The following is a 21221-nucleotide window of genomic DNA, read 5'->3' on the forward strand; positions in this document are numbered from 1 at the left end:
GCTCACGGCGCCCCTGGCCCTGCTTATACCCAAACGGTACGCACGTACCCTGCCGCAGCGGGACGCAACGCCGCGACACCACAAGCTTCGGGCGCCATCACGGCGCCATCACGACGACCGCCCGCCGTCAGACACCCCTCACGACGACCGCGGCCTGCGCGGCAGGACGCTGCGCCTGCAGGCACGATAGGTCACGACAAGGTAGGCGGCAAAGGCTGCCAGCACCGTGGCAAGCACGACGCCGTAGTTGACGTTGCCCCCAGGCACCCCCAAGATCTCCAGGATGCCGTCTGCCGCAATGAAGCCGGACAGGTCATGCACGGTCGCCATGGCGGAGGGCACGAGGAAGTACACGCAGACCTGGGCGAGGAGCGCCCGCGAGAGCTCGCGGTCCTCCGCCCCCAGACGTCGCAGCTCGCAGAAGGTGCCACGGCTCTTCGACACCTCGCTCATCTGTTGCAGCGCCAGCACCGCGACGGCTGACACCACGAAGGCCACGCCAAAGAACAGCACGATGTAGACGAGGGTGCCCACCATCGCCTGGAAGTCGGCGTCGCTGACCAGGGCGCTGTCGCCTCGGGGAACGGCACGTATGCCAACGGCCAGGCCCAAGGCGCAGACGCCGACGGCGAGCAGGGCACTCGCGCTGGTGAGCGCGGCACAGCTGCCTGCCACGTGGGCCTCGAGCTGACGCACCACGAAGCAGGTAAGCCCCTTCAGGTACACGCCGCGAGCACGACGGACCGCCGACGAGACGATGGACGCGCCTGCGCGGAGGAGCAGGTAGGTCCCCAGGCAGGCCAGGATGGCCACCGGGATCATGAACGCCATGAACATCTGGGCCGACCACCAGCAGATGCCATACGCGCTCCCCAGGAGCGCCAGCCCCGCCAGCAGCTCGAGCACGACCATGGCCTTCGGGCGCACGCGCGCGGCGTCGGAGACACGGCGCGCCTGCATGAGGTCCAGGAGCGACGTGCGCCTGAGCTCCGCAAGGGAGCCCAGGGCGGAGGCAACCGACACGGCCAGGAAGCTCATGGTCGCAAACCAGGCCCCCTCGGCAGACGCGACGACGACCGGCCTCCACGCGAGCCCAAAGGCCCATGAGGCGAGCGCGGCAAAGGCGGGAGAGAGGGCGACGCCGAGGGAGATGCCCACGACCAGCGCGCCTGCGGCCACCAGGGCGCACTCCATGAGCAGGACGGAGGCGACAGAGCCCCTCCCCATGCCGACGAGCTCCATCATGGCGAGCTCCGCCTTGCGACGACGCACCAGGAAGCGGTTGGCATAGCGTGCCAAGAAGCAGAACACCACCACCGAGAAGACCCCGAGGGGTGCCACGACGTCTGCGGCCTGGGTGAAGACCTCAAGCGACACCGAGCCGGTCCCCAGCGCCAGGAGGTAGTCCCGACACGAGGCATAGGTGTAGAGCAGGCAGGAACAGAACGCGAACGTGGCGAAGTAGACCGAATAGTCATTCAGGTTGCGTCGGACGCCCCCCAGGGCAAGCTTGATTTCGAGCAACATGGGCCCCCTCTCCTAACCCCTGGATCCCAGCCTACGCTGTCCTACGATCCCACGCGCCATGAGGTAGGTGACCATGAGATAGGAGCCATACACGGTCACGAAGGCGATAGCGGTGACGAGCACGGGGACAAGCCAGCTCGCCTTCCCCAGCATGGCCACGACCTTCATGACCTGCGAGAGCGCGACTGCGCTGTGCGCCAGGGCCACCAGAAGCGGCAACAGGAAGAATGCGAGCACCTGCGCGAAGAGCGAACCCATGGCCATGCCGGACGGGCAACCGAGCTCGAAGAGCAGACGATAGCTGGGCGCGGCGTCCGAGGCAGCCGAGAGCTGTTGGATGGCGAGGATGGCGGCACAGGCGATCACGAGTACGAAGCCTATGTAGATGGCCAGGTACGAGATGATGGCGGTTGTCCCACGCGAGCTCTTCTCTATCTCCGTGCGCGTGGAATAGAAAACGGCGCCCACCCCCTCCGGCTCCACGCCCAGGGCTTCCCGGACATCCTCGAAACGCCTGTCCCCCTCCTCGACCGGCACGGAGTAGTTCAGGTTCACGCAGATGGAGCTTGGCGTCACGGAGGCCACGACGTCATCGGGCACGACGCAGAAGCCATAGGAGTAGTCCGAGTTGCGTAGCGTCGCCGCAGCAGACGAGTCAACCGACGACGCGACGGGGACGAGCGTGCGCCCACCCAGCCTGAGCGGTGTTCCCGCAGACATCACGTCATCAAGGAAGTCCCCGAGCACCTCGCCCGAGGCCGTGCCACATGCCAGCAGGTAGCCACCATCGCCCAGCTGGACCTCCCCCAGGCCGCACGCACGCCGCGCGGCATTGTACTCGGAGGCCGCGACGAGGTAGAGCGAGTCGTCCTGGTAGGTCCCGGGAACCTGCCTGCCCTGTACCAATGCCCCCGAGGCGTCGGACAGCGCACCCAGGGTGAGGGCCCCGCCGCCCTCGACGTCGGCGCCATCGTAGCGCGAGACCATGACGACCTGCCGGGAGAACGAGGCGAGGTCCACGCCATGGCTCCCCAGGAACGTCTCGGCGTCCTGATGGCGCAAGCCTGCGTCCCTCCCATCCTGTCCCCCATGTGAGCGCTGGTACAGCTCGATCGAGGCATCGTAGGGCGCCCTGCGCGCGACCTCGCCGCTCAGACCTGCGCAGATCCCCAGGCCGCCCGACACGCTCGTGATCGCCAGGAAGAGGATGAGGGACACGACGCCCATCGAGACCGACACGGTATTCACCCGGGATGAGAGCTGTCGCACCGTGAACATGTTGAGACCTCGGTAATAGCCTCCCCTGAAGGCCCGAGCCACATGGAACAGGACGCCCGACAGAGAGAGAAAGAACACGACCGTGCCCACGAAGACGATTGCCGTCGTCAGGAAGAAGCCGTTGTACTGGTCGGGACTCTCGATGGGCAGGCCGTCACGCAGCAGGCGGGCATACGCCCAGCCGATGAGGCCCACACCCAGCATGACGCCCGCAAGCGTCACGGGAAGGTTGCGAGCCCGCATCCGCTCGTTGGTGCGCGCGGCACCCATGAGTTCGACGAGCCGGACCTTGCGTAGCGTCCGCAGGTTGAAGACGAGCATCGTCAGGAACACCGCGACGAAGCAGCCCAGGGTGAAGAGGGCCGCCATCGAGGAGAAAGTGAAGGCGAAGTTGGTGACCGTGTCGTTGAACAGCGCCGCCGTCATGAAGACGAGCAGCTGTGAGAGCAGCACGCCCGCCGCCAGCCCAACCACGAACGACGCCACCGACGCCAGGAAGGTCTCGAGCACGAGGACGAGGGACACCTGGGAGCGCGTCATGCCCAGCAACTGGTAGAGGCCAAGCTCGCGCTTGCGGCGCCGAACGAGGTAGTTGTTGGCGTAGACCATGAGAAAGCCCAACACCAGCGCCAGGAACACCGTGACGAACCGCATGATCAGAGCGATTGCCTGGACCATGGAGCGGGTGTCCTCGGAGAGGAACGCCGCCTGGTCGGAGATGGTGTTGAATGCGTAGAACACGGCGACGCCCAGCGAGAGCGTGACGAAGTAGACGGCATAGTCGCGCAACGACTTGCGCACGTTGCCGAGGGCGAGCCTAAAGAACATCTCCCTGTCCTCCCCCGATCGTCGCGACGACGTCCATGATCTGGTCGAAGAAGGCACTGCGGACGAGGTCCCCGCGCCTGAGCTCAGTGAAGATCCTCCCATCCTGGATGAAGAGCACGCGGCGGCAGTAGCTCGCCGCGAAGCTGTCGTGGGTGACCATGAGGATGGTCGCGTCGAGCTGCTCGTTCAGGGCATCGAAACGCTCGAGGAGGAGCTTGGAGTTCTTTGAGTCAAGGGCGCCCGTGGGCTCGTCCGCAAGAACGAGCGTGGGACTCGTCACCATGGCGCGGCAGGCGGCGACGCGCTGGCGCTGCCCACCCGAGGCCTGGTAGGGGAACTTGCCGAGAACCTCCACCACACCCAGTGCCTGGGCCATGCGCTCCACGCGCCCATCGACCTGGGCGGGATCCACGTGGGCGATGGTGAGCGGCAGGGCGATGTTCTCGCGGCAGGTCAGCGTGTCAAGCAGGTTCGAGTCCTGGAAGATGAACCCCAACTGCTCCCTGCGGAAGGCCGCAAGCTGCTTGGAGCGCATGTGCGTCGCGTCGACGCCATCGATGAGGACGCTCCCCGCCGTCGGGCGGTCGATCGTGGCGATGCAGTTGAGCAAGGTGGTCTTGCCCGAACCCGAGGGGCCCATGATGGCGACGTACTCCCCCCTCTCGACAGAGAACGACACGCCGTCGAGCGCCCGCGTGGCGCTGCCCAGCCTCCCGCCGTAGACCTTCTCGACGTTCACGACCTCAAGGGCCTTGTTCATGGCACATACCGCCTTTTCTCGTTGCGATGGGCTTATCGGGGGGAGACCCAGAGCAGCACCAGCATGCCGATGCCCAGGCCAAAGTAGCAGACGGACCACAGGACCCACTGCAGGGGCGTCATGTCCCCGTTGAGGCGCCTCTCGTTCGCCTCCCAGAACCGCTGGGCCGTAGGGTTCATCCTCTTCATGTCTCCTCCTCTGCTTCCGTCGATGGGTGCCCCCCTTGGGGCACGACCCCATCATGGACGCGGGGGGACATGGGTGCCATCGATGTGGCTTACAGATGGGTGACGGTTTCGTAAGATTGGCAAGGGCGCCTGCGGACGGGCAGAGACGGATGCCATGCCGGGGACCGACGTAGGGTCATGCGAGGCGGGCGCCGGAGGGCAGGCGTGGGGCGCCTACGAGGAGATCTGGTCCACGTAGTGCATGCGGTTCGTGGGAAAGGAGATGCTCACCCGCGTCCACGAGCCGCACTCGGACGCGATGGACACGTGCAGGCCCATCTTGTCGCAGAGCCTCTTGACCAGGAAGAGTCCGATGCCCGTGGACCGCGACGAGGACCGCGAGCGGCCCCTCTCTCCCACGAACCCCTTGTCGAAGACGCGGGGGAGGTCGGCTGCGGGAATGCCCATCCCATTGTCCTCGACCTCGAGCACCACGTGCTCGCTGGCACGCCCCACGTCGTGCCGCGTGGCCCGAAGCGTCAGCACGGCGCCACGGGCACCGGGACCCTCCGTGGGCGCGCGGTACTTCGCGGCATTCTCCACGAGCTGGCCCAGAATGAAGGCAACCCACTTGGCATCCGAGAAGACGACCAGGTCGAGGCCTTGCGCGGACACCGACACGCCCCGGTCGATGAGGCTGCGCGCATGCGTCCGCAGGGCATCACGCACGACCTGGGAAAGGGGCAGCTCTCGGACAACGTAATCCCTGTCGAGGCTGCCCGAGCGTGCGTAGTAGAGGGCCTGTTCCACGTATCCGTCTATACGCCCCAGCTCGCGGAGCATGGCCGAGGACAGCGCGCCGGGGTTGTTGTCGGCCATGAGCCGTGCGGCCGCGATGGGAGTCTTCACCTCGTGGACCCATGCCTCAACGAACGTGCGGTAATCGGCCCCCTCCGAACGGACGGCGTCGATGCGGGAGCGGAAGTCCTGCGCGAGGGCGTCAAAGGCCTCCCATGCCAGGCGGCCCTCGAGAAAATGAGGCTCCTCCACCAAGTCAGGCATGGACAGGGGACCTGCGGCCTCCCTGCCTTCGGGCCCCTCGCGCACGATGTGCCTGCCGACGGAACGCCAGAACGAACGACGGGCGAAGTACGACACGAGCAACCTCGCGAGGGCGGATGCCACGAGAATGACCGTCACGAAGGCCAGCACGGAGTCACCCATGCCTGCCCCACGCAGGACGAGCTGCACCGCCAGGATGGAGGCAACCGTCACGAAGAGGGCGGCCACGTGGTCGGCCGCATAGCGGACGAGGCTCATGGGCGCACCGAGTAGCCCTGGCCGCGATGGGTCACGAGGAGTTGGCCACAGCCTATCTTGGAGAGGGTCTGGCGGAGACGGTTCACGTTCACCGTCAGCGTGTTGTCGTCCACGAAGGTGTCGGAGTCCCAAAGCTCGCACATGATGGTCTCGCGGGGGACGATGACACCGGAATTGCGCATGAGCAGCGAGAGGATGCGCAGCTCGTTCTTGGTGAGCTCCACATCCCGGCCGTTCGCTAGGGCACGCGAGCGCGCAACGTCCAGCGACAGCCCCCCACAGGCGAGGGTGGACCCGGAAGCGCCGCCTACGCGACGCAGGAGTGCCTCCACATGGGCGAGGAGGACGTAGCTGCTGTAGGGCTTGGAGACGAAGTCGTCCGCGCCAAAGGTCATGCACATGACCTCGTCCATCTCCGTGCTGCGGCTCGTCACCACCATGATGGGCACACCCGAATGGGCGCGCAGCTCGCGGCACACGGTCGTGCCGTCCAGCCCCGGCAGCCCCAGGTCAAGCAGGACGAGGTCGGGCGAGGCCTCCAACACGTCCTCGACCAGGCTGTCGAACACATGAGGGGTGACCACCTCGTAGCCACTCCTACCCAAAAGCTCGCAGAGAGACGAGCGCAGGGGCGCATCGTCCTCGACCACCACTATCCTTGCCATGCGCACGGCCTCCCAATCCGCTCGCGTGAGTCCTCCTCGCCTAGGATACGACAGGGGCGCAGCGGCGTCATGCCGGCAGGACCGCCAGGGCTATGAGCAGCTGGGCGGCGTAGTACACCGAGAGGCTCGCGGCACGCCGGAGCGCCTTCCGTCCTCTTGTGCGCCCCGTGCCGGACGGGCGCGACGTGCCAGTCGGGTCCCCTGCGACGCACGCGGCCTTCACGGAGGATGTGGCTCCAGCGGCCTCTGCGGGGGATGCGGCGGCCCCAAAGGCGTTCAGCGCCAGGAGCGAGTCGGACAGCAGGAACAGCAGGGCCCCGACGGCAAAGGAGAGGGCCGGCGGCGACGGCATCGCAACCGCATCCACGACGGCGAAGCCCGCCATAAGGCAGACGGTCAGGAGATAGGCCCCATAGGCGCAGCGGCGGTATCCCGTGACCGAGAGCCGTCGGGCCATCCAGCCGAGAAGGACGGCCGTCCCCGTCAGGCCCACGGACAGACCTGCCGCGGGCTGGCTGCAGCGGGGCACGAGGACGGCAAGGTAGGCGACATGACCGAGGAAGAACATCACGGCACCTTGACCGAAGAGGTGACGTCGGCGCGTGAGGACGAAGCGCAGCGCATGGAGCACGTCGCCTGCGGCCCCCAGAAAGAGCCCCAGACACACGAGGGCAGCAGGGGCCACCGACGCACCCGACTGGGAGTCCCCTTGCGCGCATGCGGCCAGGCCCACCACGCCCAACAGCACGAACGCGGCAGACGCCAGTGCCTTGAGCACGGCGGCGGAAACGTAGGCGTGCCGCAGGTCCGCGCGGATGAAGAGCGCCTGCAGCAGACAGCCCACGATGACGGTCACAATCGCGGCGGGGGGCATGGCGGCTACGACGGGAGCTACGTCAGCGACTGCACTGGGCACGTTCTTCTCCTTGGGTGATCGCTCGTGACGGGCGTGGGGCCGGGACGGGCGGGTCGTCACCACTTCCAGAGGTGGGTCGGCGACACCGCCGACGGTCCCACGGTAGCACGTCCGCATGGTATCCGCCGGGCGTCGTCGTGTGCTCCGGCAGCCATCGTCGCGGCGATGCTCAAGGGTGCGGAGAAGAGGGCAAGGGAGCTGTGCGCGATGCAGGCAAACCTGTCCGGGAACGACAAGGACACCCTCGATGCCTATGAGCGCGACTTCATCGGCCGGTTCGCCCACAGCTCGAGCGCCATCGAGGGCCGCACCCTCTCGCCCATCGAGACCCAGCTCGTCCCCGAGAGCCGGCACGAGGTCGCGCAGCGTCCCCCTGGGAGGGGAGCAGTAGTTTCGGGAGGCCACCTATACTTTCCACGCGGCTCCGGGGTGTGGTGCAGCTTGGTAGCGCATCTGCTTTGGGAGAAAAGGGCCGCTAGTTTGAATCCAATTGACCGGATTACGAAGCAGCAGGTTACAGGCCTACTTTAATTACTGAAACTTCTTGTGTAACACGAGACTGAAAAAGTCAGGCCATTGAATCGAAAAAGGCCGGGTCCCTGCGGCTCGGCCTTCAGTGTGAAGATAGATAAACGCATCATTTGGTTCGTGCGCTGGCGCCATGGCGTCCACAATGTTTGCACACGCATGGCATGGTTCTCATTTGTGGCGCTTGTAGACCTCGCGCCTGTGGGCCACATCGACCACGAGAACCAAGAGAACCTCGTCCTCCATGTCGCACACGATGCGGTGGTCGCCGACCCGATAGCGCCACAAGCCCGACAGGTTGTGTCTCAGGGCCCTTCCTCTTGTGCGGGGGTCTTCGAGTTTCGACACACTCTCAAGCTCGTCGAGAATCCTCGACGAGACCGAGCGATCGAGCCGTCGCAGGGCCTTGTCGGCGGCCTTTGTGAACTTAATCCTCCAGGCCACAGTGCGCCCTCACCTCATCGAGGCTGTAGGTCTCTAGCCGCCCCGCTCGATAGTCTTCGATGTCCTTGAGGATTCCGTACTCGTACTCGAGCCTGTCGATGGACTCCGCAAGGGCCTCGGTCATATAGAACGTCTTCGTGCGCCCCGTAGACTTTGCCAGCTGGTCGTACCTTGCGACCAGCTCCTTAGGCATTCTCAATGCCGCAGTCGCAGTTTCCATCACGCACCTCCCAGTTCGTTTGTTTGCGTGTTATACAGTTTAACACATTAACACAGGGGGGGGGTGACCGCTGTCGAGGGGTCGCGCTGACCGCTCCGTCCAACGAACGGCCGAGGGGATCTGCGAGCTCCCAGGCTTTTCTCTAGTGCAGAGTCCATTTTTCCCGCTCATGCATCACAGGTAGGTGACTCGGTGGGCCTTTCGGAGAAGTCCTCGTGATGCTTCGGGGCGCAGTCATATACGACGTCGTCGTTGGCACCTCGTCTATTAAAAATCGAAGGAGGTGAGGTGCTCTCATGTCAGCGGCGCTGGCAAGGATTGACGCCTCGCTCATCCTAGCGAGCGCCTTTCTGCCTCAGCGAGTCCAGCTCAGCGAAGCTCTCCGCCGTCTTGATCAGGGTGTCTCTGCGTCCGTCTTCGCACCTCTCGTACAGGTTCGTGAGGTATGTCTTGCGCTCAGCCAGAGCACTTACGGAGACAGGCCTCCCCACCAGCTCGTCGAGGGTCACATCGAGAACATCCGCGACGGCACAGACGTTCTCGATGCTCATGCCATTGACTCCGTATTCCCACTTTCCGTAGGTGTCGGCCTTCATCCCCAGCTTGGCAGCCATTTCCCTTGCTGTCATCCCGCGTTCTTTGCGCAAGCGCTTCAATTGCAGCATCTAGACTCCAAAGAATGATTTCCAATCCAAATCTTAGGGGATCATCCCCGCGTGAGCGTCCTCATTGAGAGGTCGGCGATGATGTTCGCACACTGCCGCGCTGCCTCCCCTATCCGCGTCTTTGCCTTGTGCGCGTTGTGCGTCTCAAGGCGCTTGATTTCGTAGGTGATACCATCCACCGACACGTCTGCCGTATTGGAACCTGGTTTGGGATCATCCCCGCGCGTGCGGGGAGCAGCGTACGTCTCCTACCTCAAGCAGATCCAGGCGATGTGCGGCGTGCAGGTGACCCGCGACGAGGGCGCCACCTCGGCGCTCGCGCGTCAGAGGAGGGAGTCCCCGCTGGCCAGATAGGAGGTGCGGATGGCCGGGCTCGTCGGCAGGGAGGAGCCGCGCCTCTGCACGCCGCCACTGAGGGAGCTGACGCCCGACACCACGCTCGGGTTCGACGTCATCCGCTTCGCCACGGAAACCCTGGGCATGTCCCTGCGCCCGTGGCAGAGGTGGCTCCTCATCCACGCCCTCGAGGTCGTGGGCGACTTCGGCGGGGACTGGCACCTCCGCTTCTCGACAGTGCTCACCCTCGTGGCGAGGCAGAACGGCAAGACGGCGGTCATCGGCGTGGTCACGCTCTACTGGCTCTACATGCTCCACGCCGCGCTGGTCATCGGCATGGCGCAGGACCTCACCCGCTCGGGCGACACCTGGGACGCGGCCGTCGCGATGGTCGATGACACGCCGTCGCTCAGGGCGGAGCTCGTGCGCCCGAAGCGCGGCAACTCGGGCCGCGACCTCGTGCTCACGCACCGCAGGCACTACGTCACCAAGCCGCCGACGCGCGGGGCGGGGCGCGGGCCGTCGGCACAGCTCGTCATCATGGACGAGATGCGCGAGCAGCAGTCATGGGACGCCTGGGACGCCATGGCCGACACGACGCTGACCCAGGAGAACGGCATCATCTGGTGCGCCTCAAACGCGGGCGACGCCCTCTCGATCGTCCTTCGCTCGAAGCGGTTCCAGGCGCTCAGGGCCATCGGAGACCCGGACGGCTGGCGCGTCTCCCAGAAGGACCTCGCGGCGCTCAACCTCCCGGAGGACGAGGCGCTCGGCCTCTTCGAGTGGAGCGCGGCCCCAGGCCGCGACGTGTGGGACACGGAGGGGTGGCGCGAGGCCAACCCCTCGCTCGGCCACGGCCTCACGGAACGCAAGCTCCGCGCCTCCATCTCGGGCAAGACCGAGGCGGGCGCGCGCACCGAGAACCTCTGCCAGTTCGTGGGCGTGACGGAGGACCCGCCGTTCCCGGACGGCGCGTGGGAGGCGGGAACCGACGCCGCGAGCGAGATAGCGCCCGACAGCACGCTCTGGTGGGCAATCGACGTGAGCGCCAACCGCATGCACAGCTGCATCGCCGTGTGCGGCCTGCGAGCCGACCGCACCTACCACGTCGAGGTCGTGGCCTACCGCCCGGGCCTCGGCTGGGTGAGCGGCTGGCTCTCCGAGAGGGCCGACCCGGCACGCCCCATGCGCATCGCCTACCAGGGCAGGGGAGCACCCGTCACGTCCATGGCCGACGTGTACGGACAGGTGGACGGCGTGGAGCTGGTGCCCGTGCAGGGCCCTGACGTCCCCGCCTACGCGGGCCGGTTCTGGGACGGCGTGGCGGCGCTCGACCCAGGGGGCGTCGATGGCGAGGGCAGCGACGCGGTGCCGGTGCGACACAGGCCGCAGCCCGTCCTCGACCTCGCCGCCGCCATCGCCCGCACCAGGGCGTCGGGCGACGGCGCGTGGATGTGGGACAGGAGCGGCAGTGCGGAGGACATCTCCCCGCTCGTCGCCTGCGCGACGGCGTACGGGCTCGCCACCGCCGCGACCGCCGAGGAGCAAACCGAGAGCGCCTACGAGGAGTGCGGGCTGACCGTGCTGTAGCCCACGCCGTGCCACGACACTCACAAGAGGAAGACGATGGTTACGCTCGATGACTTGGCGGCGATCGCCGCGCGGCACGACACCTCCATGAGCTGGGCGCTGCTGCGCGCGCTGCCCGCCCGTGGGGTCTCCGTGCGCCTTCCGCGCGCGAGGCGCCACGCCCACGACCACGGGCGGGCCTACGAGGTCACGACCGAGGAGGCCCTGTGGTGCATGCGCCACAACCGTGACGTCATCGGGGCGGTGCGCTAGCTGCGGCGCTCCATGTCCTCGCGTATGAGCCGCTTGACGTACCCGGCCTTGTTGGGCTGGGCGTCGAGCCATGCGAGGAGGTCGGCGTCCACCGGCATGAAGCGTATCGACACGTTCTTGGTGCTCCTCTTCTGGTACTTTGCGCTCGCCCTCTTCTGGGCCTCGGTCTGCATGCCCCTCTCCTTTCCGTATGTGAGGAAGTGATATGATGGTGGAAGCGAGTTTGATTACCAGTCGAAACGACACTGCCCCAAAACGCATCGCAGACCCCGTGAGCACGTTTCGCGGTTTGATTACCAGTCAAAACGACACTGCCCCAAAACGCCTATGGGAGGACTAACGCATGGCAATTGTTTGATTACCAGTCAAAACGACACTGCCCCAAAACGCCTATGGGAGGACTAACGCATGGCAATTGTTTGATTACCAGTCAAAACGACACTGCCCCAAAACCCTCGTCCAAACGTCGCTTCGTCCATCCGAGTTTGATTACCAGTCAAAACGACACTGCCCCAAAACACCTGGCGGAGGCCATCGCCACCGGCGGCAGTTTGATTACCAGTCAAAACGACACTGCCCCAAAACATGAAGGATTACACGCTTGGTGCGGGTGAAGTTTGATTACCAGTCAAAACGACACTGCCCCAAAACCCCGAGTCTGGGCTTGTCGACAAGTCGGCGGTTTGATTACCAGTCAAAACGACACTGCCCCAAAACCGAATGCGACGCTCATGTGCGTGACTCCGAGTTTGATTACCAGTCAAAACGACACTGCCCCAAAACCCATATCACGACACCATTCCTGACGAGAGGGTTTGATTACCAGTCAAAACGACACTGCCCCAAAACCCCGAGTCTGGGCTTGTCGACAAGTCGGCGGTTTGATTACCAGTCAAAACGACACTGCCCCAAAACCGAATGCGACGCTCATGTGCGTGACTCCGAGTTTGATTACCAGTCAAAACGACACTGCCCCAAAACACCTCTCGGAGGGTCACCGCGAGTTCGCCTGTTTGATTACCAGTCAAAACGACACTGCCCCAAAACCCATATCACGACACCATTCCTGACGAGAGGGTTTGATTACCAGTCAAAACGACACTGCCCCAAAACTGCGAGGTGGTCAGGTGCCGGGATTGCGTAGTTTGATTACCAGTCAAAACGACACTGCCCCAAAACCCCGGATTGAGCATGAGGGCGTCGGTACGGGTTTGATTACCAGTCAAAACGACACTGCCCCAAAACCCGTCCGTCTTCATCCCACGGCTCTCGAGGTTTGATTACCAGTCAAAACGACACTGCCCCAAAACTCGCGCGGCGGATGATGGAGTCGGCTATGCGTTTGATTACCAGTCAAAACGACACTGCCCCAAAACGCTAACAGATATTATCTGTAAACAGATGGGGTTTGATTACCAGTCAAAACGACACTGCCCCAAAACCCATGGAAGTACCTCCCATTGTCAAGAGAGTTTGATTACCAGTCAAAACGACACTGCCCCAAAACTCCCCTATATCCCGAAGTCGAAGGGGACCGGTTTGATTACCAGTCAAAACGACACTGCCCCAAAACCGCGAAGCCTAGCAGGCGTCTGGTCGATGCGTTTGATTACCAGTCAAAACGACACTGCCCCAAAACTGATATACGAATCGATGGTCGAGGCCGCAGGTTTGATTACCAGTCAAAACGACACTGCCCCAAAACCTTGCCCTTGGTGTTGACGCGAATGACGTGGTTTGATTACCAGTCAAAACGACACTGCCCCAAAACTCGTTGCCGCGAGGGTAATCAGGAAGTTCAGTTTGATTACCAGTCAAAACGACACTGCCCCAAAACGCCGCGCTGCTGCGCCACCTCGTCCACCTTGTTTGATTACCAGTCAAAACGACACTGCCCCAAAACAAAGGTCCGCCTTGCCAAGGCTAGACATCGGTTTGATTACCAGTCAAAACGACACTGCCCCAAAACTGCGATATTAGACAGGAGGTGAGGTGATGGTTTGATTACCAGTCAAAACGACACTGCCCCAAAACAGGAATGTCACCCATCTTATCCATCTCGGAGTTTGATTACCAGTCAAAACGACACTGCCCCAAAACCGTTGAAGCTCCTGCCCGACGCCGCCGCGAGTTTGATTACCAGTCAAAACGACACTGCCCCAAAACCGCGATATAATTCCTATCATCCCCTGCGTGGTTTGATTACCAGTCAAAACGACACTGCCCCAAAACATTGGAGCAAAATCCCCTCTGCAAGAGACGGCCCTTTCGACTAGCACCTGTTACTCAGTGTTCGATAAAGTCCAGGTCAATAACCCTTTTACTCTCGTAATCATAGACTACATCATCCATCCATTTCTCAAGAAGAAGTACTGGGACGTTCGTGAAAAAGACGTGCTCGAAGAACATTCCCAATCCCCTTTCCGTCAGAAATGTCTTGAGATTTACAAACACGATGCACTGAGTAACGCCTGCGTCAAGAGATAACGAAAGAAAATCCATGCAACTATCAAGGATCGACTGCTGTGAAGTACGATTAACACCAAAACCAAACGCTTTAACAAACCTTTGTATGTCCCATTCTATTTCAAAATCATACTCAGCATGCATTGTCATACCCAAAGACATGTACTTAGAGACAATATCAGCCGCCGACCGATCTATGGAGGTTCGCAGCTCTTCATCCTCTAACAGCGCAGTCTGGAATCTCTTTATCACAGCCCCAAGCAAAGGCTTACTATTCCACGGTAGCTCTAAGGGACTCTCAATGAAGATAAGCGCATCCTTTGGCGAGAGCTCCTCTTCATCATTCCAAAGTGTATAGGGCTCAGGTGCTTGTCTTCCCTGGCCTTCCTTCAAGGAGAGACATATGCGTGAGAATAGCTCGGCGTTTGTAACCTCCAATGTCGTGACCCTACCAGGTTGAATGTCTAGGGGGTCATCAAGACCAGAGAACGACAGCCTCATATGATCAGAAGCTCTTCCATGGTATCCACCTCGTCATATACGCTCCGGTTGCCCGTTATGTACTCCATGGTGGCAAATTGGCTCTCGGTCACTTTGAGTATCTGGACCAAGCCACTGGATGGACGGTTCTTCCTCAGCCGCATCACTGCGGCGCCGGCAGTTCCATCGTTTGTAACGAGTTTCGCATAAACAGACTCCTGAAGCATCAAGTATCCATCGTGAAGAAGATACTTGCGAAAGAGACGATACTCCCTACGTTGTGCAGCAGTATCGATCGGCAAATCAAAAAAGACGATCAGCCTCATGTAACGTATCCTCGCCTCCATGGTCATACGATATCGAAGGGCTCTATCTCACCCACCGCCAAACGCCTGCAAAGTGCGTTGAGACAATCCTGGACATAGAGCGAAATGACCGAACTGACCTTATACTTTCCATCGCGATAGCAAATGCTCACATTGAGCACATCAGCAAGGAGGCGTCTTGTTTCCTTCGTAAAGTCGACCTCAACGTTATCAAAGACAAGCCGATCAACGATAGGTCGAAAAGGCTCCATGAGATCACAGGCGAGATTAAATTGATTATATTCGCTTCTATGGCAGATGCCAAGCGGTGTAAGGTAGCCGCGGGATACGATTTCACGACTCACAGCAGAAAGAATGACTGCGTATCCGTAGTTCAAAGCGGCGTTTATGGGGCAGTCAATGTCGCGCGAAAAACCATTGCCGAAAAGTACGGGGAAGTAGAGCCGTGCGGCAGCAGCTTCGCGATTGGTGGTATCCCCCGACCTAACCTCATCCACCATCCCTTGGAGCTGATCTGAAAACCCCTCTCGTCCCCGCAGTTCAAGCAGCCTCGCCTGGTGAGAGATCTTATCTTTCACCACATGCTGCCATACGCGCTTCTTGGACGGTTCGCTCCATTCAAGTTGCTCTGCAATACGTTTGCTCGTGTTGTGAGCACCATAGAGTGGCAAATACTGCCCTATTGGGTTGCACTTCTCGTCTGACACGACGAAAGAAATCTTTGCCTTGGCCAATTCGGAGAGCAGATAGGCACTAATGAATGCCCGTGTTGACTGAAGAGTAACGGAAGAGATTTCCGAAAGGTGTACCTTCACTATCTCGTCCTCCTTGCGGACAACAAGATAGCCTCCCTTATAGGTGCACTTGCAGGGACTTTCTATAAGAATGTTCCTAAAGCCCAATGCGAGTCCGCCTCTCAAACATGCCTGTCACGGACTGGTCGATGAGGACAAAGCTGCTAGCAGGATTATTCAACTTTGCATTGAAGTCGAACTTCATCTGGGCAGCATGCTTTGCTCCCCCAACTAAGCTCAAGTCAACCGAATTACTCTTAGCCCTAATCCTGTCCAGAATGCTGATAAGGATTTTAGATTTATCGTCGGAAGAGATCATATAAAAGTTTTGAGAAAGTTTGTCGAGCTTTAACTGGGAAAATAAAAGGGCGCACCTATCAGAGCCCCTCCGCTTCAAGTTGTCAAAGAAACTATCTTGAGCATTGCCAATTTTATCGATAGCGCTAGGATCTGCTCCATTGATGCACTTGGCACAGGTACTTATTATCTTCATCTCATCTAGCGAAAAAGCGAGTTCAGTTGCGTTGGTTACTGCATCTGCAGCAGTTACCAACAGCCTGCAGTTATCTACTTCAATCAGCTGCTTTTTCATTATCTTGCGAACCATGCGAACATGTTCAAGATTCTCTTGGAGAGCTAGACGAGAAACGTATTCTTCCAGCCTTTTCTGATTGGCCATTCGAGCAGCAATGGATGTCGGGATTCCTATGAACCTGAGTACTCTTTCTCCCGACGAGACGTCACTCGCTTCATAAATAAGAAAGTATGAGTAAAGCAGGTCGGAGTAGCCACCATACAGATTTGGGTCAAGCCCTTGCTTCAGAGGTATCTCATGCTTATGCTTGCCCTTAGGAGAATATATTGTCTCTCCCCAATAGCGGCCACCATATCGTGTATCTCCCTCCACGGGCATACGGCTTATAAAGCACTGGCGACAGTTAAGCACGCGACGGATCCCCTCGACCTCAGCCTTAGCATCCCAATCGTCCTTGAATATCTCGCCTGTCTCCTCATCAAAACCCGAGCTAAGGAAGCTGTTAACGATAAAGCCCTGCGTATGTGCAAGACAGTGAGACTTCTTATACTCCCGCGCCTGCATACGAGCATAGTCGCGCATGATGCGCGCAAGCCCAATGGGATTGTCATAGACGCTGGGATGACGCTTCTGGATGAAGAGGCCGATACGACAGGCAAGGAAAGCGTCGTGCGCATGGTGGAAATCATTGGCCTCACGGCATTTGACTAGACCAGCTGCTTCACGCAAATCATGCGAGATGCCAGCCTTCACCGGCACGATCCGCGTGTTTGGATACCTCGCCTCAAACAGTGTCTGAACAAGCTTGACCATCTGGCTGGTCTCGACGATCTGCCGCGCGACAAACCCCTTCATGGCCTTATCATCAATATGGTTGCGGAAGAGATTCCTGAACTTCTTGTCGCCCACCAGCTTTGCGTCATGCAGCATACGCCAGTATCCGCCCATCTTCTGCCTGATAGAGGAATCGATAAGCAACGCGTCCGTCTTATGCTGGTTCTCCTCGCGGTACACGAGCACCTTGTTCTCGAAGCTGTCATCCTTTATGTACGAGCGTGGAATGATGTGATCAACCTCGTATTTTCCAGTATGTAGCTCCTCAATCTTGATTGGACGCCCTGAGTACATGCACTTACCCCGTTGCATGAAGTACAACGAGAGCCGTTCGTCCATATCCCCCGGTGCTTTTTCGCACAGTTCTTTCCAAAGCGATGGATCATCTTTCTTAAATTTTTCGAGGGCGCTCTTGATTGCGTCATAGCGTCTCTTGGTGCGCTTGCCTTTCTTGCGTGGATCATCCTCCTCACGTGTCACCTCAATGAAGATGTTGGTGGGCTCTTTCCTCGCAATAGAGGCGATCTCATCCACAATGCGTACAGCCTGGTTGATACTTCTCCGAATCGCAGGAGACCCAGGTAGGTCATTTACATCCATAAGGCCATTATTGTGCTCGCGGAAATAATCCCTGTTGAGGCCATCAATAGCCTTCTGGAAGCCAAGGTCCTCGTCACGGAGCACTTCCATAAAGACCATCGTGCGAGAACGTTGGCCATTGTTCGGATTCCCCTCACGCAGCACATCCATAATCGACTTGCGACCAGTATCCGTATTGACCTTAATGTCCGTGAGGAGTCTCTTCGATAGCCGTCCCCAGCCCGTAAAGCGTTTCTTGCAGATGACCTTTATCTGCTCGGAGGTCAGCCTATCACCACCGTATGCTTCCTCGATCTTCCGCTTGAGAATGTCCCTATCCTCAAATAGCGTGCTCCAAAGGATGATCTGCTCGATCATCGTATAGTCGGCCTCGTCCAGCCCGTCAGTTTTGAATACGTCCTTACAGAAGAAGATATACGAGCCGAGCTTTGACTCAAACCCATGCTCTCCCTGTCCTCCGCGCACACGAGCACCTGTAAAATTGTATTTGCGCTCCAACCAATCGGAGACCTTATTGTATGTGACGGAACGAGTTCTTCTGAACAAGTCGCACATGATGCGCTCGCGTTGGGCGGCGTCAAAACGACGCTCATCGTCCCCATCAACCGTCCAATGCGCACCGTTAAATTCGTTGAGAGCACAGAATTCCTCATAGAGCAGAGAGCACTTGGGGAGGACGGGCTCCCCCTGGAGGTAGGTGCAGTCACCCGTCATGCGCATTATGAAGTCTTCGGCACTCTTATCGCGATCGATGATCTCTTCCCAGTTCCATGGGGTGATGACAGCATGCTCCATACCATCCTTGCGTGATGACCATGCAAAGCGCTCTTTACCGTCATGGCCAATCGCGGCATTTTTCCTGGTAAGCGGCCCCACATAATAGGGAATCCTGAAGGACACGAGCGACTCAATCTTGTCTTCTTCAGACAGGAGGAAGGGATAGTGTTTCCCCTGGTTTTCGAGGATGGTATGCAACTCCTCTAGATGAAGCTGGTAGTAGATGCTCCCGTTATCGCTCGTCTTGAGCCTGCGAAGAAACTTCTGCTCGCCAAAGGCTACCATCATCTCTTGGTAACGCTCATCCTGCAGCGCATCCGTTCCCTTGAAGAGTTCCTTGACTGACTTCTGGAAGTCATCATAGTTCGCCTTTGTGGTACCAAGGTTATATCGGGTATACCCCCGCGCCTCGTCTACGACGTAGTCGCTTGACCCCGCATATGTCTCACCACGGAAAAATAAGTCGTATTTCTGTGGCGCATATGTACGTGTAAGCTCCTTGAGCAGTCTCAAGTCTCTTCCGTACTGCTTGTACTTGGCAACCATGTTGGCCGAGATGGTCTGGCCTGATGGATCTGCATAAGAAAGGAGCTCCTGCAAGATGTAGGCTGAGTACAACTTGCAAAGCGCCTGGAACAATTCTCCACTATCATCAGGACAGGATTCACGAACGGCCTCGACATCTTCGTCAGACGACAAATAAATGTATGATGTCTTCTCAGCAGGAAACTCACCGAAGATGTTCTTCATCTCCACCTTGAGTCCGACGATTGCCTTAGCGATTGCCTCGTTACACTGCTTGCTCTGCTTTGCGTCCCCACAATCGACACCAGTTAGCTTGGCAATCTCCTTTGCCTGGTCGCTGCGCCCTTTCTCGCCATCAGCCAGCACATTGAGAATGGCCTCGTCGATAGCACCATCATCTTCCTCGCCTTTCCAAGCGCACTCATAGTCACGCTCCGAACACCAATCGTTCAAAGCCAGTCGCAGACTCTTCACCGCCTGAGCAGGATTTGCATCACGAGAACTCAGACTCTTGTTGTTCTCACGCAGGAAGTTGCCCCTATGCTTCACGATGTTATGAGTAGCAAGATAGATGAGACGAATGTCGGCTTTCTCGTCCGTTTCCATCAGCCATTTGCGTAGGTGGTAAATGGTAGGAAAGCGCTTGTAATAATCCACTTCGTTGAAGTCTGAGTCATTGAAGATGGGCCATGTGTAATCCGCATGTCCCTTTTCCCTATCTCCCACATACAGGCGCGATTGTCTAAGCCTGCAAAAGAACTCTGAGTCAACCTTGCTGACCTCATCTTGGAAGAGACTCTGTAGAAGGTCGAGCCGCCAACGCCTGCGAACATAACGACGCCGTTGGCTGCGGTGTATACGCGCCCCTGCAGCAGTTTGCGCTGCGTCGAAAAGCCTGCTACCCAGAGTGGGCTTGCCCTTGAAGTGCGCGATGGCCCCAGCTTTATCTGTAACTGCCCATCCAACGGAGTTGGTGCCCATGTCCAGACCGATGTTGTACTCGTCTGTAGTATTGCGAAGATTCATGCGCTTCCCTTTCTCCGTGTGGTGCTACACTGTCCTCGTTCTGAATTACCAGTCAGAACGATACTGCGAGTCAAAATACGGCTTAGCCATACCTGCCCTTTTTGGGCACCGCGTAGGCGGTTTTTGACTGGCACGGCCCTTCCTGGAAAAAGCTTCAGGAAGGGCTCTTGTTTAATCTAGCACTAGGTGCAGACGCGAATGATAAGGTATCGACCAGAATAGCAATACCCTGCTCTGTGGATTATGGCTTACCAACGCGATCAGCCTCCTCTTATGGGGACTCTCCCAAAAGGACTCCTCTCCCAGCACTGAGGCGAGCATATCGAAGGCACCGGACATTAATTCACCCCGATCCGCCCCAATCCCCGCATGGCGACACCGTGACAAAGGGGCCACCTTGCCCATAGAATTGGGTCTCGGTGGCGTTTGGGGCCCCACCCGGCTCCCCAGACCCGTCACCCAACCCCGACGTGCCAAGCTCGATGCCCCAAAGCCCGGCACCCGGGGTCCGACACGCTTGCACGGCGACCTGCCGACCCTGATGGAGGCCCTTCTCATATGGCAAAGCTGTACTACATCCACGGAGCTATGAACTGCGGGAAGTCGACCAACCTCTTGCAGGTGGCCCATAACTACGAGGAACGCGGGATGCGCGTGCTGCTCATGAAGCCCTCGACCGACACCAAGGGGGACGCCAGCATCATGAGCCGGCTCGGTGTCACGCGCAGGGTCGACGTCCTCATACGACCGGGCGACAGGATGGGCGACCTCGTGGCTCCACATCTCGCCCACGTGGGGTGCGTCCTCATAGACGAGGCGCAGTTCCTCACCCCACGCCAGGCGGAGGAGCTGCACGAGCTGGTGCACACGCGCCACGTCCCCTGCATGTGCTACGGCCTCAAGATCGACTTCCGCGCCGCAGGCTTCCCTGGTTCGTCGCGCCTGCTGGAGCTTGCCGACGAGATACGCGAACTGCGCACGATCTGCCAGTGCGGGCGCAGGGCGACCATGAACCTGCGTCTGGTGAACGGCGTCGCCACCTTTAGCGGAAGCCAGGTCGAGGTGGACGACCAGGGCGACATCAGATACGTGTCAGTCTGCGGGGACTGCTTCTACAAGATCAGAAACGGCGAGATGCGCTATGACTATGGTGAGGCGATGGGCAAGGCGAGCCCAACCGACGTGACGGATCCAGACGATCCCGCATAGGCAAGCGGCGGAGAGCATAGGCGGAGGCGGCCGGCCCGACCCGTCGATGCCGACGGCAAGCCGGCCTATCCCGCCTCGAGTGCATCTACCTCGGGTGCATCCAGGTGCCCATGAACGTCAAATTGCTTCAGCTCCCAGGAACCCCTGCCACCA

19 protein-coding genes and 1 CRISPR repeat array are annotated in these 21221 nt (G+C 59.7%); of the genes, 4 read left to right on the forward strand and 15 right to left on the reverse strand.

Annotated elements, in window-relative coordinates:
* Positions 1-138: 138 nt before the first annotated feature.
* The 10 genes from OLSU_RS06125 to OLSU_RS09125 all read right to left on the reverse strand — a co-directional run bounded on the left by OLSU_RS06125 (position 139) and on the right by OLSU_RS09125 (position 9318).
* Positions 139-1527: an FtsX-like permease family protein gene (locus OLSU_RS06125; RefSeq protein ID WP_013252082.1), complete on the reverse strand. Its 1389-nt coding sequence runs from the start codon at positions 1525-1527 to the stop codon at positions 139-141.
* 12 nt (positions 1528-1539) lie between these two features.
* On the reverse strand, positions 1540-3633 hold the full coding sequence (locus OLSU_RS06130) for an ABC transporter permease (protein WP_013252083.1): 2094 nt from the start codon (positions 3631-3633) through the stop codon (positions 1540-1542).
* A complete protein-coding gene (locus OLSU_RS06135; protein WP_013252084.1) occupies positions 3623-4393 on the reverse strand; it encodes an ABC transporter ATP-binding protein in 771 nt (256 codons plus the stop codon). Before OLSU_RS06135 ends, OLSU_RS06130 begins: the two co-directional genes overlap by 11 nt.
* A gap of 32 nt (positions 4394-4425) precedes the next feature.
* A complete protein-coding gene (locus OLSU_RS09635) occupies positions 4426-4581 on the reverse strand; it encodes a hypothetical protein (RefSeq protein ID WP_013252085.1) in 156 nt (51 codons plus the stop codon).
* A gap of 213 nt (positions 4582-4794) precedes the next feature.
* Positions 4795-5880 (reverse strand): sensor histidine kinase, encoded by a 1086-nt coding sequence (locus OLSU_RS06140; protein ID WP_013252086.1) that lies wholly within the window; start codon positions 5878-5880, stop codon positions 4795-4797.
* The gene (locus OLSU_RS06145) at positions 5877-6545 is read right to left on the reverse strand and encodes a response regulator transcription factor (RefSeq protein WP_013252087.1); all 669 of its coding nucleotides are present in this window, start codon (positions 6543-6545) and stop codon (positions 5877-5879) included. The genes OLSU_RS06140 and OLSU_RS06145 overlap by 4 nt, the downstream gene beginning before the upstream one ends.
* A 67-nt stretch (positions 6546-6612) precedes the next feature.
* The gene (locus OLSU_RS09120; RefSeq protein ID WP_013252088.1) at positions 6613-7461 is read right to left on the reverse strand and encodes a lysoplasmalogenase family protein; all 849 of its coding nucleotides are present in this window, start codon (positions 7459-7461) and stop codon (positions 6613-6615) included.
* 699 nt (positions 7462-8160) lie between these two features.
* Positions 8161-8433 carry a type II toxin-antitoxin system RelE family toxin gene (locus OLSU_RS06160; protein ID WP_013252090.1) on the reverse strand — a complete coding sequence of 91 codons (273 nt, stop codon included), beginning with the start codon at positions 8431-8433 and terminating at the stop codon, positions 8161-8163.
* Positions 8417-8653, reverse strand: a complete 237-nt coding sequence (gene relB, locus OLSU_RS06165) for a type II toxin-antitoxin system RelB family antitoxin (RefSeq protein WP_013252091.1) — start codon at positions 8651-8653, stop codon at positions 8417-8419. The genes OLSU_RS06160 and relB overlap by 17 nt, the downstream gene beginning before the upstream one ends.
* Positions 8654-8988: 335 nt before the next feature.
* The gene (locus OLSU_RS09125) at positions 8989-9318 is read right to left on the reverse strand and encodes a helix-turn-helix domain-containing protein (protein WP_013252092.1); all 330 of its coding nucleotides are present in this window, start codon (positions 9316-9318) and stop codon (positions 8989-8991) included.
* Positions 9319-9525: 207 nt separating this feature from the next.
* On the opposite strand from OLSU_RS09125, the gene OLSU_RS09640 reads away from it, so the two are divergent.
* The 3 genes from OLSU_RS09640 to OLSU_RS06180 are packed head-to-tail and all read left to right on the forward strand — an operon-like array spanning position 9526 to position 11496.
* Positions 9526-9672 (forward strand): hypothetical protein, encoded by a 147-nt coding sequence (locus tag OLSU_RS09640; protein ID WP_156407852.1) that lies wholly within the window; start codon positions 9526-9528, stop codon positions 9670-9672.
* A 9-nt stretch (positions 9673-9681) separates the two neighbouring features.
* The gene (locus tag OLSU_RS06175; protein WP_013252093.1) at positions 9682-11244 is read left to right on the forward strand and encodes a terminase; all 1563 of its coding nucleotides are present in this window, start codon (positions 9682-9684) and stop codon (positions 11242-11244) included.
* 36 nt (positions 11245-11280) lie between these two features.
* On the forward strand, positions 11281-11496 hold the full coding sequence (locus OLSU_RS06180) for a hypothetical protein (protein WP_013252094.1): 216 nt from the start codon (positions 11281-11283) through the stop codon (positions 11494-11496).
* On the opposite strand, the gene OLSU_RS09645 is transcribed toward OLSU_RS06180, so the two are convergent.
* The 5 genes from OLSU_RS09645 to cas9 form a co-directional block, all read right to left on the reverse strand.
* Positions 11493-11669 carry a hypothetical protein gene (locus OLSU_RS09645; RefSeq protein WP_013252095.1) on the reverse strand — a complete coding sequence of 59 codons (177 nt, stop codon included), beginning with the start codon at positions 11667-11669 and terminating at the stop codon, positions 11493-11495. The genes OLSU_RS06180 and OLSU_RS09645 overlap by 4 nt on opposite strands.
* 48 nt (positions 11670-11717) lie before the next feature.
* A CRISPR array of direct repeats spans positions 11718-13728; the repeat unit is 36 nt; unit sequence GTTTGATTACCAGTCAAAACGACACTGCCCCAAAAC.
* 54 nt (positions 13729-13782) lie between these two features.
* Positions 13783-14463, reverse strand: coding sequence for a type II-A CRISPR-associated protein Csn2 (gene csn2 / locus OLSU_RS06185; RefSeq protein ID WP_013252096.1), 681 nt, complete (start codon positions 14461-14463; stop codon positions 13783-13785).
* The gene (cas2, locus tag OLSU_RS06190) at positions 14460-14768 is read right to left on the reverse strand and encodes a CRISPR-associated endonuclease Cas2 (protein WP_041549421.1); all 309 of its coding nucleotides are present in this window, start codon (positions 14766-14768) and stop codon (positions 14460-14462) included. Before cas2 ends, csn2 begins: the two co-directional genes overlap by 4 nt.
* Positions 14769-14791: 23 nt before the next feature.
* Positions 14792-15688, reverse strand: coding sequence for a type II CRISPR-associated endonuclease Cas1 (gene cas1, locus OLSU_RS06195; protein WP_322785171.1), 897 nt, complete (start codon positions 15686-15688; stop codon positions 14792-14794).
* Positions 15660-19859, reverse strand: coding sequence for a type II CRISPR RNA-guided endonuclease Cas9 (cas9, locus tag OLSU_RS06200; protein ID WP_013252099.1), 4200 nt, complete (start codon positions 19857-19859; stop codon positions 15660-15662). Before cas9 ends, cas1 begins: the two co-directional genes overlap by 29 nt.
* Positions 19860-20417: 558 nt before the next feature.
* Between cas9 and OLSU_RS06205 the strand changes: the two genes are divergently transcribed.
* Complete coding sequence (locus OLSU_RS06205; protein WP_013252100.1) at positions 20418-21068, forward strand: thymidine kinase; 651 nt, start codon at positions 20418-20420, stop codon at positions 21066-21068.
* Positions 21069-21221 lie beyond the last annotated feature (153 nt).

Origin of the sequence: Olsenella uli DSM 7084, assembly GCF_000143845.1 — a bacterium.
GTDB classification, from domain to species: Bacteria; Actinomycetota; Coriobacteriia; order Coriobacteriales; family Atopobiaceae; genus Olsenella; species Olsenella uli.

What these genes read in the sequence shown, in the direction of transcription:
- OLSU_RS06130 (WP_013252083.1), bottom strand. Translation starts at nt 3,633, where the DNA reads ATGTTCTTTAGGCTCGCCCTCGGCAACGTGCGCAAGTCGTTGCGCGAC.
- OLSU_RS06175 (WP_013252093.1), top strand. Translation starts at nt 9,682, where the DNA reads ATGGCCGGGCTCGTCGGCAGGGAGGAGCCGCGCCTCTGCACGCCGCCA.
- OLSU_RS06135 (WP_013252084.1), bottom strand. Translation starts at nt 4,393, where the DNA reads ATGAACAAGGCCCTTGAGGTCGTGAACGTCGAGAAGGTCTACGGCGGG.
- OLSU_RS09635 (WP_013252085.1), bottom strand. Translation starts at nt 4,581, where the DNA reads ATGAAGAGGATGAACCCTACGGCCCAGCGGTTCTGGGAGGCGAACGAG.
- OLSU_RS06125 (WP_013252082.1), bottom strand. Translation starts at nt 1,527, where the DNA reads ATGTTGCTCGAAATCAAGCTTGCCCTGGGGGGCGTCCGACGCAACCTG.
- OLSU_RS06205 (WP_013252100.1), top strand. Translation starts at nt 20,418, where the DNA reads ATGGCAAAGCTGTACTACATCCACGGAGCTATGAACTGCGGGAAGTCG.
- OLSU_RS06180 (WP_013252094.1), top strand. Translation starts at nt 11,281, where the DNA reads ATGGTTACGCTCGATGACTTGGCGGCGATCGCCGCGCGGCACGACACC.
- OLSU_RS06140 (WP_013252086.1), bottom strand. Translation starts at nt 5,880, where the DNA reads ATGAGCCTCGTCCGCTATGCGGCCGACCACGTGGCCGCCCTCTTCGTG.
- cas2 (WP_041549421.1), bottom strand. Translation starts at nt 14,768, where the DNA reads ATGAGGCTGATCGTCTTTTTTGATTTGCCGATCGATACTGCTGCACAA.
- OLSU_RS09645 (WP_013252095.1), bottom strand. Translation starts at nt 11,669, where the DNA reads ATGCAGACCGAGGCCCAGAAGAGGGCGAGCGCAAAGTACCAGAAGAGG.
- cas9 (WP_013252099.1), bottom strand. Translation starts at nt 19,859, where the DNA reads ATGAATCTTCGCAATACTACAGACGAGTACAACATCGGTCTGGACATG.
- OLSU_RS09125 (WP_013252092.1), bottom strand. Translation starts at nt 9,318, where the DNA reads ATGCTGCAATTGAAGCGCTTGCGCAAAGAACGCGGGATGACAGCAAGG.
- relB (WP_013252091.1), bottom strand. Translation starts at nt 8,653, where the DNA reads ATGGAAACTGCGACTGCGGCATTGAGAATGCCTAAGGAGCTGGTCGCA.
- csn2 (WP_013252096.1), bottom strand. Translation starts at nt 14,463, where the DNA reads ATGAGGCTGTCGTTCTCTGGTCTTGATGACCCCCTAGACATTCAACCT.
- OLSU_RS06145 (WP_013252087.1), bottom strand. Translation starts at nt 6,545, where the DNA reads ATGGCAAGGATAGTGGTGGTCGAGGACGATGCGCCCCTGCGCTCGTCT.